The 8,220-nt window shown below is 38.0% G+C and carries 13 protein-coding genes; all 13 read left to right on the top strand.

What is annotated here, in order from left to right; all coding sequences use genetic code 11:
- The first annotated feature begins 21 nt into the window (after positions 1 to 21).
- On the top strand, positions 22 to 276 hold the full coding sequence (locus tag GSY74_RS06475) for a phosphopantetheine-binding protein (RefSeq protein ID WP_164664286.1): 255 nt from the start codon (positions 22 to 24) through the stop codon (positions 274 to 276).
- Complete coding sequence (locus GSY74_RS06470) at positions 263 to 1,384, top strand: beta-ketoacyl-[acyl-carrier-protein] synthase family protein (RefSeq protein WP_164664285.1); 1,122 nt, start codon at positions 263 to 265, stop codon at positions 1,382 to 1,384. Before GSY74_RS06475 ends, GSY74_RS06470 begins: the two co-directional genes overlap by 14 nt.
- A complete protein-coding gene (locus GSY74_RS06465) occupies positions 1,374 to 2,018 on the top strand; it encodes a beta-ketoacyl synthase chain length factor (protein ID WP_164664284.1) in 645 nt (214 codons plus the stop codon). The genes GSY74_RS06470 and GSY74_RS06465 overlap by 11 nt, the downstream gene beginning before the upstream one ends.
- A complete protein-coding gene (locus GSY74_RS06460; protein ID WP_164664283.1) occupies positions 2,018 to 2,401 on the top strand; it encodes a hypothetical protein in 384 nt (127 codons plus the stop codon). The genes GSY74_RS06465 and GSY74_RS06460 overlap by 1 nt, the downstream gene beginning before the upstream one ends.
- Complete coding sequence (locus tag GSY74_RS06455) at positions 2,385 to 2,708, top strand: hypothetical protein (protein ID WP_164664282.1); 324 nt, start codon at positions 2,385 to 2,387, stop codon at positions 2,706 to 2,708. Before GSY74_RS06460 ends, GSY74_RS06455 begins: the two co-directional genes overlap by 17 nt.
- 32 nt (positions 2,709 to 2,740) lie before the next feature.
- A complete protein-coding gene (locus tag GSY74_RS06450) occupies positions 2,741 to 3,685 on the top strand; it encodes a dialkylrecorsinol condensing enzyme (protein ID WP_164664281.1) in 945 nt (314 codons plus the stop codon).
- The gene (locus tag GSY74_RS06445) at positions 3,678 to 4,802 is read left to right on the top strand and encodes a beta-ketoacyl-ACP synthase III (protein ID WP_164664280.1); all 1,125 of its coding nucleotides are present in this window, start codon (positions 3,678 to 3,680) and stop codon (positions 4,800 to 4,802) included. The genes GSY74_RS06450 and GSY74_RS06445 overlap by 8 nt, the downstream gene beginning before the upstream one ends.
- A gap of 1 nt (position 4,803) precedes the next feature.
- Positions 4,804 to 5,199: a hypothetical protein gene (locus tag GSY74_RS06440; protein ID WP_164664279.1), complete on the top strand. Its 396-nt coding sequence runs from the start codon at positions 4,804 to 4,806 to the stop codon at positions 5,197 to 5,199.
- 2 nt (positions 5,200 to 5,201) lie between these two features.
- On the top strand, positions 5,202 to 5,999 hold the full coding sequence (locus GSY74_RS06435) for a MipA/OmpV family protein (protein WP_164664278.1): 798 nt from the start codon (positions 5,202 to 5,204) through the stop codon (positions 5,997 to 5,999).
- Positions 5,987 to 7,147: an AMP-binding protein gene (locus tag GSY74_RS06430; RefSeq protein WP_164664277.1), complete on the top strand. Its 1,161-nt coding sequence runs from the start codon at positions 5,987 to 5,989 to the stop codon at positions 7,145 to 7,147. Before GSY74_RS06435 ends, GSY74_RS06430 begins: the two co-directional genes overlap by 13 nt.
- A 52-nt stretch (positions 7,148 to 7,199) precedes the next feature.
- Entirely contained in the window at positions 7,200 to 7,541 is a 342-nt protein-coding gene (locus GSY74_RS06425) for a nucleotidyltransferase domain-containing protein (protein WP_164664276.1), read from the top strand.
- On the top strand, positions 7,526 to 7,936 hold the full coding sequence (locus tag GSY74_RS06420) for a HEPN domain-containing protein (RefSeq protein WP_164664275.1): 411 nt from the start codon (positions 7,526 to 7,528) through the stop codon (positions 7,934 to 7,936). Before GSY74_RS06425 ends, GSY74_RS06420 begins: the two co-directional genes overlap by 16 nt.
- 73 nt (positions 7,937 to 8,009) lie before the next feature.
- Positions 8,010 to 8,220: BtrH N-terminal domain-containing protein (locus GSY74_RS06415; RefSeq protein WP_255494568.1), on the top strand; the 211-nt coding region annotated here is incomplete at its 3' end.

The raw sequence follows: 8,220 nt of genomic DNA, 5'->3' as shown, positions 1-8,220 counted from the left end.
TTAATAGAGTAGGTTATATAGATGATAACAACAGAAGATGTAAAAAATAGATTAATTTCAGGTTTAAACTTAGAAGATATTTCAGCAGATGAGATAGATGACAACGATATGTTGTTCAATGAGGGGATAGGGTTGGACTCTGTGGATGCGATAGAGCTTATTGTGATTTTGGATAATGAGTATGGTGTTAAATTTGAAAATATGGAGAAGGTTAAAGATATATTCGCGACAGTTCAGACGCTAACAGACTATATTAATGGCAATGTTAAAAAGTAAAGAGATTTATATTCAAGCCATGAGTGCAAGTTGTTGTGCAGGGGTTAGCAAAGAGGAGATTTATGAGTCTCTTCTTCTCTCCAAGAGTGGTATCAAAAAACATAAAGATTTCCTTATAGATGGAAGCTTAAGTGCTATCGGAAAGATAGATTCTCCTCATAGTTTTGAGAATATAATGCTAGAGCAAGTAGAGGATGTTCTGAAATCCTCCGAGTTAGAGAGTTTTCATAACACTTTTTTACTTGTCGGTAGTTCTGTTGGTGGGATGGCTTGGTCTGAAGAGCAGTTTATAGGTAGTGGTGGCTCTTGTATTGATATTGATTTGAATCGACAGTCTATCTACTCCATCTCACATACTCTTAATAAAAAATATGGTTTCAAAGACTCCATTACATTTTCAACTGCTTGTACATCTAGCTCCAATGCCATTGTTTTTGCCAAAGAGCTACTTGAATCTGGTGCTTGTGAAGAGGTGTTGGTGGTGGGTGCTGACTCGATTAGTCTAACCACTGTCAATGGATTTAACGCTTTGGGGGTTCTATCAGATGAGTGTGCAACACCTTTTGATAGAGATAGAACAGGGATGAATGTAGCTGAGGGTGTGGGGGTGATACTTTTAGGCTCCATGCCAAGTGATATTAAGCTAGTTGGCGTAGGGTGTAGCTCCGATGCACACAATATCACCCATCCTCACCCAGAGGGTAATGGTGCAAAATCGGCGATGCAAAATGCTTTGGATAATGCCAATTTGGACGCTAGTAGTATAGATTATATTAATGCTCATGGAACAGGAACAACAGCCAATGATAGAGCAGAAGGAAGAGCGATAATTTCACTTTTTCCTAATAGACCTCTTGTTGGTTCTACCAAGTCTATCACAGGACACACGCTGGGTGCGTGTGGGACTATTGAGCTGATTATCTCGGCGATGGTGTTGAAAAATCAGACCGTACCTCAAAATTTTAATCTAAAAAACCAAGAGTTAGAAGAGCTTAATCTTCCTATTGAGAATATCTCCATAGAGATAAAGTTTGCCCTCTCCAATGCGTTTGCTTTTGGTGGGAACAATGTCTCTATAATTATTCAAAAGGTCTCTGATGAAAGTTAATCTAAAAATTATCAGTTCAGCAGTTGTCTTGGCTGATACCAAGTGTGAAGAGCTTCAAGAGAAGATATTGGTCAAGAAGATGATGCTTCGCAGACGCTTAACACGCAGTTCACGGATTGCTGTATATCTCGCTTCCAAGGTCGGTTATGGTCATGAACGGATTGTTTTTGGTACGGCGTATGGCGAGGTGAATGCCACGGCTGATATTATAGAGTCCATCTATAACAAAACGCTTATAAGCCCTACAGCTTTTCAAAACTCGGTACACAACACGCCTGTCTCATATCTCTCGATGCTTTCTGAAAATATGGGTGAGATGACAACGGTATCTGACCTCTTTAACACTTCACTTAGTGTGCTAAAAACAGGAGCAATCAAAGCACTCAAAGGGGATAGGATACTTCTTCTGAATATTGATGCTTTTAATTTTAAATTTATAGAGCAGATGAACCGTTGTGGTGTCTCCAAGCTAGAGAGTGGGGTTGCGTTGATGGTTGAGGTGACGCAAGAGGAGGCAAATATCTATATTGAAGATGAGAGATACGGTGAGGTCTCCCCCTCTCTTTGGCAGATGTTGGAGATTTATAATAAAGCAGAAAAGTTGAGCAATCCTGTGCTGGAGGTGGAGATATAATGGATGTGATAGATAGAAAACTACCTCATAAAGCACCTGTTCGTTTTATAAAAAAGGTAGAGGTGGAGGGTGAGAATCATGCTGTCTCACTAGTAGAGTTCACAGAGACTCCGACACTCTCTGCTGTGGTTGAGGCATCGGCTCAAAATGTTATCTTTATCTTATCGCTCTACAGAGATTATGATGGTGGTGTCTTGACAGGGATGAAAAATATTGAACTGTTTGAGTTGCTTCACTCTGGTGTCTATCGCGTAGAGAGTAGGATTTCAACACAACTAGAGAGCTTTTGTATGCTGAACTTTAGACTATCTAAAGAGGAGCGGACTATTGTTAAAGGTGAGATGAGTATTGTTATGAGAGAGAGAGATGAAGCACTTAACTAAAGGGTTATATACCGTTAGAGTCATTGATGAGAGCAGTTGGGAAGTGAGACTCACCGATGAGACACACCCTATTTTCAAGGCACATTTTGAGTCAAATCCACTTCTACCTGCTTTTTTGCAGATTGATATTTTGGGAGAGCTTTTGGGAAAAAACCTACAGAAAATTAGTAGAAGCAAGTTCAAGCTTCCTATTTTGCCAAATGATTTGGTTCTCTACAGAGTTGTTAAAAAAGTAGATAGTGACTATAGTGTCAAGATATTTAAAGATGGCAAAGTAGCCAGTGAGATAAAAGTGGTTTACGCGTAGGTTCGGTAACACCGAACAAAAAAGGAAAGCAGATGAAGAGAGTTTTAGTTTTATATTATTCGCAAACAGGACAGTTGACTAATGTTGTCAACTCATTTACAAAACCTCTTTTAGAGAGTAGTGAAGTAGAAGTTGTTTATCAAAAAATTGAACCCGAGATTCCCTATCCTTTCCCATGGAATAAGTTAGAATTTTTTGACATTTTCCCTGAGTCGGTCTATATGGATGGTTGTGAAATCAGAGAGTTTGAGGTTGATGAAGAGGAGGAGTTTGATTTGGTTATCTTGGCATATACCGTCTGGTTTCTCTCCCCCTCAATTCCTATAACTGGATTTTTGAACTCTAAATATGCAAAACTTTTGAAAAATAGACCAGTCATTACACTGATTGCTTGTAGAAATATGTGGATTATGGCTCAGGAGAAGGTCAAAAAACGACTAGAAAAACTGGGTGCAACGCTGATTGATAATGTGGTGTTAGTTGACCAAGGGAGTAGCATGGTTACTTTTATCACAACACCTAGATGGATGTGGACAGGAAAAAAAGGTGCTTTTTGGGGATTCCCAAGAGCAGGGGTTAGTCAAAAAGAGATAGCAAGAGCATCTAGGTTTGGTTTGGCACTGCGAGATGCGTTGAGTGCTGATTTGGAGAGAGAAAAAAAACCACTTTTGGTAGGATTAGAGGCTGTTAAGATTGAGGAGAAGACCATCTCTGTGGAGAAAGTGGGACATAGAAGCTTTTTGATATGGGGAAAATTGGTGAAGCTCTTTGGAAAAACAGGTGCCGTGGCTCGAATTCCGATATTGGGACTCTATTTTCTATTTTTATTAACAGCTATCTGTACCATTGTACCCATTTTAATGCTTACAAAACCCATCATTAGGGCTATAAATAGAAAAAATGTTATCAAAGAGAGGACATTTTTTGAGATGCCATCGGGAAGAGGTGATGAACGATTAAGGGAGTACAGTGAATAGCGTTTACATTAATAAAATTGCAAAATTTTTACCCAATGAGCCTATAAGTAATGATGAGATGGAGAGTGTCTTGGGCAAAATAGGAGGAAAACCCTCTAAAGCCAGACGAATTATCCTACGAAGTAATGGCATCAAAAAGAGATATTATGTGATGGATAAAGAGCAGAATATCAGATACAATAATGCTCAAATCACGGCAAATGCTATTAGAAATCTTGGTATTGATGTGGATGATATTGAGACTCTTGTTTGTGGAACAACGATGGCTGACCAGATTATGCCAAATCATGCAGTGATGGTGCATGGGGAGTTGGGTTCAAAACCTTGTGAGGTCGTGGGAACAGCAGGTATCTGCCTCTCAGGAATAACGGCTCTAAAATATGCTTATCAGAGTATCAAGAGTGAAGAGTCCTCTTTTGCAGTCTCCACAGGTTCGGAGGTCGCCTCAACCATTCTTCATGCCAAAAATTTTGAAAAAGAGAGTGAGTTTTTGGAGGATGAGTTCAAAAATAGACCTGAGATTGCGTTTGAAAAAGATTTTTTGAGATGGATGCTAAGTGATGGTGCAGGTGCGATGCTTCTGCAAAATAGACCCAATCCTGATGGACTCTCACTGAAAATTGAGTGGATAGATATTCTCTCTTTTGCCAATGAACTAGAGGTCTGTATGTATGCAGGTGCGATTAAAGAGGATGGCAGACTAAAAGGCTACAAGGAGTTTACCCAAGATAAGTGGATAGAGAACTCCATCTTTACTGTCAAACAGGATGTTCGACTGCTCAACAACATGGTCTCTGTGGGTGTCAAGAGCATGAAAAGCATTATGGAGAAGCGAGGGATAGTAGCAGATGAGGTCGATTGGTTTCTCTCTCACTACTCATCCAACTACTTCAAAGATAAAAGTTTCGTAGCTCTCAATGAGGCAGGTATCAAAATACCAAAAGAGAGATGGTTTAGCAACCTAACAACTTGTGGCAATACAGGTTCAGCCTCTATCTATATTATGATTGAGGAGCTTTTCAACACAGGTATGCTCTCAAAGGGAGAAAAAATTCTCTGTTATGTTCCTGAGAGTGGAAGATTTTCAAGTTCACTTACACTGTTGGAGGTGGTCTGATATGAGAGAAGAGGATGTTCCACAGGAGAAGAACTCTACCTTAGACGGTAATAGAAAGGCTGTCTATGCTGTGGGCGAAGATGGACAATATACCACCGTAGCCTCTGATGGTTGGAGTGCCGAGGAGATAGTTACCTCTCAGGTTGTAGAGGAGTTTGAACGATTGGCAGATGAGGCTTTGAGTAGAGCTAAAAAAAGTTTGCTCTCTCCATTGGAGTATCATATGTACAATAACCGAATGGATTTGGCACTGCTATCTCAAACTACAGGTTTTTTTAAGTGGACAATTAAGAGGGATTTTAAAAAGAAGAATTTTGAGAAAATGTCTGATGCTAGGGCTTCTACTTATGCTTCCGTGCTAGGGATTGAGGTTGAGGAGTTGAGGGCTACTCTCTAGTTATGAAAAAACAACTACTGATACTATTATCATTAACTATTTTCAACACTGCTTCTGAACTAGACTTGGGGCTTGGAGTAGGTACACTCTACTACCCTGATTATCTTGGTTCAGATAGCAGTAGCACCTTGGTTTTCCCCTATCCATATATAGACTATCGTAGTAAAAATCTAAAGATTGACAAAGATGGACTTAAACAGCAGATATTTTCTATAGATAGTTTAAGTGTAAGAGTAAGTATGAGTGGTTCTCTCCCTGTAAAAGCTTCAAAAGCAAGAGAGGGGATGGATGAGTTAGATTTAGCTGGTGAGATTGGTCCTGCTCTGGTCTATAGTCTCTATGAGGATAGTGGGTTTTCTGTTAAGTTAGATTTGCCTATTCGTGCTGTTGTCTCTACAGATTTGGAGGGGATTGACTATCGAGGTTATATCTATGAACTGAAAGCGATGATAGAGTATGAGAGTGAAGATGGCTATCTATATCAGTTTCATACAGGTGGAGTTTGGGGGGATAGCAGGTATCATAACTATATTTATGGGGTAGAAGAGAGGTTTGTAACAGACGATAGAGACCACTACAAAGCAGAGGCAGGTTATAGTGGATACAAGACATCGTTTGGCATCTCTAAAAAGTTTGAAAAGGTATGGGCAGGGGCTTTTGTGAGACACTACACTCTAAGAGGAACTATTTTTGAAGATAGTCCACTAATGCGTAAAGACTCTGCTATATACTCTGGTGTTTTTGTCGCCTATCTTTTTGACAAAGAGTTTTCAAATAAGGTAAAACAGTGGATAGAATAATATATATATCTCCAAATGGAGAGAGAAAAGAGCTAAATTATAGTGATAGTGTAGATATAGTAGATTTTGATATGACAAAAGATAGGTTATATCTCTCTCTTCACAAAGCTTTTGAAAATGGTTCGATGCCGATACTTTATGATAAAAATATAAGCTCCATAAAACCTAGAGTAGATAGCCTAAACTTTGACAAGTTACCTGATAATACAAGTGCGATATTTTTTACATCAGGAACTACAGGTGAGCCGACAGGAGCATTGAAAAGTAGAGATAATATCACCAAAGAGTTGAAGGTGCTTAAAAATCTTTTTGCCCCTTATAATTTTGAACGCGTTATCGTTACTGTTCCTCTTATCCATATCTATGGTTTTCTAGCAGGGGTGATGTTGCCAAAAGCATTGGGGGTTGATGTGGTTTTAAAAGAGGAGTTTTTGCCTCATGAACTCATAGAGTTGGCAGAGGGTAAAAAGACACTCTGTATCACCAATCCAGTATTTTTGAAAGTCTTAAATAAGCTGAAGATAGAGGAGCAATATCCGCATATAACCTTTTTAAGCTCAACAGGAAAGTTAGACGCAGATATTGCTAAATCCTTAAATGAGAAGATAGGATGTACAATATATCAACTCTTTGGTTCAACAGAGACAGGGGGGATTGCTTATAAAGTCAATGATGAAGAGCTGTGGAGACCTCTGCAAGGTGTAGATATAGCACAAAAAGATAATCACTTGTCTGTGAACTCTCCATATATTTCGGAGTTTCTGATAGAGAGTGGTTTGATAAAAATTGAGAAACCATTTATTACAACCGATATAATAGAGATAGAGGATGGTTGTTTTAGGCTTTTAGGAAGAGAGTCTGAAATTATTAAAATCTCTGGTAAAAGAATATCTCTGCTTGAAGTTGAAAGCCTTTTAGAGAAGAGTGAATTGATAGAGGAAGCATTGGTTAAATTGGCTTATGATGTAAACTCTCATAAAGATGAGCAGTTGGAGATGAATATCGTTAGCCGAGTGGAGTTGATGAAGCTCAAAAAAGAGGTGAAGAGGATATTGCAAGATAATTATAGAAATATAAATATCAGAGCAATAGTAAAATTAGTAGATAAGATAAAGAGAAATCATATGGGTAAGAAATTAAGAATATAAATCTATTATTTCTAACAAAAATTATGTTATACTCTTTTAAAGAGGATAGAAAGTGACAAACATAGAAAATATAAAATTAGAAATTATAAAACAGCTAAAACCTCTCAATATAGACAGAATAGTTCTATTTGGTAGTCATGCCTATGGTAAACCACATCAAGATAGTGATATTGATTTGTATGTGGTAACCAATGATGATTTTATGCCACAAAGTTGGAGAGAGAAGAGTAAAATTTATCTAAAAATTGCCAATAGACTTGATGATATTATGTCAACTACTCCTGTTGATTTGATTGTTCACACCAAACAGATGTATCAAAAATTCAAAGAGTTAAATAGTAGCTTCTATAAAAATGATATACTAAGAGGTCAAGTTCTATGGCAACAAAACTAGCAAAAGATTGGCTAAAAGCATCTCTATCTGATTTGATGAATATTGAAGCTATTCTTGGCAATGATTTCTTGACACATATAGTTGCTTTTCATTCTCAACAGGCTGTTGAAAAGTCACTAAAGGCTATGATTGAAAATAGAAAAGAGAGAATCCCTAAAGTTCATTCATTACGAAAACTTATAGAGATGATGGATGAGAGTATAGAGTATGATTTGGAGTTGATTAAACTGTTGGACTCTTTGTATATTGAGTCACGATACCCTACAGATATGGGTCTGCTTCCTTATGGTAAACCTACCGTAGAGGATAGTAGAGAGTTTTATGAGTTTGCTTTGAAAGTTTTTGAGGATGTTTGTTTGAAGTTGGAGGTGGATAAAGGTGAGCTTATGCGATAGAGAAGTTTTTTTATCATCTGCCCTATGATTCTAAAATGATTATTACAATATTAAAAATTAAGGATAGATTGGAATGGGTACAATGATAAAAGATTTTAAACACAAACACTCAGCCCACTGTGAAAGTGGTGTAGCTTCACTACTCTTCAAACACCAAGGGTTAGATATTAGCGAACCGATGGCTTTTGGTCTAGGAAGTGGACTTACCTTTGCTTATCTGCCTATTGTTAAAGTCGCAGGTATGCCACTAATTGCCTATAGAACCATGCCAAAGTCTATTATCA

The organism is Sulfurovum sp. bin170, from assembly GCF_010892395.1.
Classification (GTDB): domain Bacteria; phylum Campylobacterota; class Campylobacteria; order Campylobacterales; family Sulfurovaceae; genus UBA1140.
This window is presented reverse-complemented; position numbering and strand designations above follow the sequence as displayed.

Excerpts from the sequence above, each read along its gene's own strand:
- GSY74_RS06435 (WP_164664278.1), top strand. The coding sequence starts at position 5,202 with ATGAAAAAACAACTACTGATACTATTATCATTAACTATTTTCAACACT.
- GSY74_RS06460 (WP_164664283.1), top strand. The coding sequence starts at position 2,018 with ATGGATGTGATAGATAGAAAACTACCTCATAAAGCACCTGTTCGTTTT.
- GSY74_RS06455 (WP_164664282.1), top strand. The coding sequence starts at position 2,385 with ATGAAGCACTTAACTAAAGGGTTATATACCGTTAGAGTCATTGATGAG.
- GSY74_RS06420 (WP_164664275.1), top strand. The coding sequence starts at position 7,526 with ATGGCAACAAAACTAGCAAAAGATTGGCTAAAAGCATCTCTATCTGAT.
- GSY74_RS06450 (WP_164664281.1), top strand. The coding sequence starts at position 2,741 with ATGAAGAGAGTTTTAGTTTTATATTATTCGCAAACAGGACAGTTGACT.
- GSY74_RS06465 (WP_164664284.1), top strand. The coding sequence starts at position 1,374 with ATGAAAGTTAATCTAAAAATTATCAGTTCAGCAGTTGTCTTGGCTGAT.
- GSY74_RS06470 (WP_164664285.1), top strand. The coding sequence starts at position 263 with ATGTTAAAAAGTAAAGAGATTTATATTCAAGCCATGAGTGCAAGTTGT.
- GSY74_RS06475 (WP_164664286.1), top strand. The coding sequence starts at position 22 with ATGATAACAACAGAAGATGTAAAAAATAGATTAATTTCAGGTTTAAAC.
- GSY74_RS06440 (WP_164664279.1), top strand. The coding sequence starts at position 4,804 with ATGAGAGAAGAGGATGTTCCACAGGAGAAGAACTCTACCTTAGACGGT.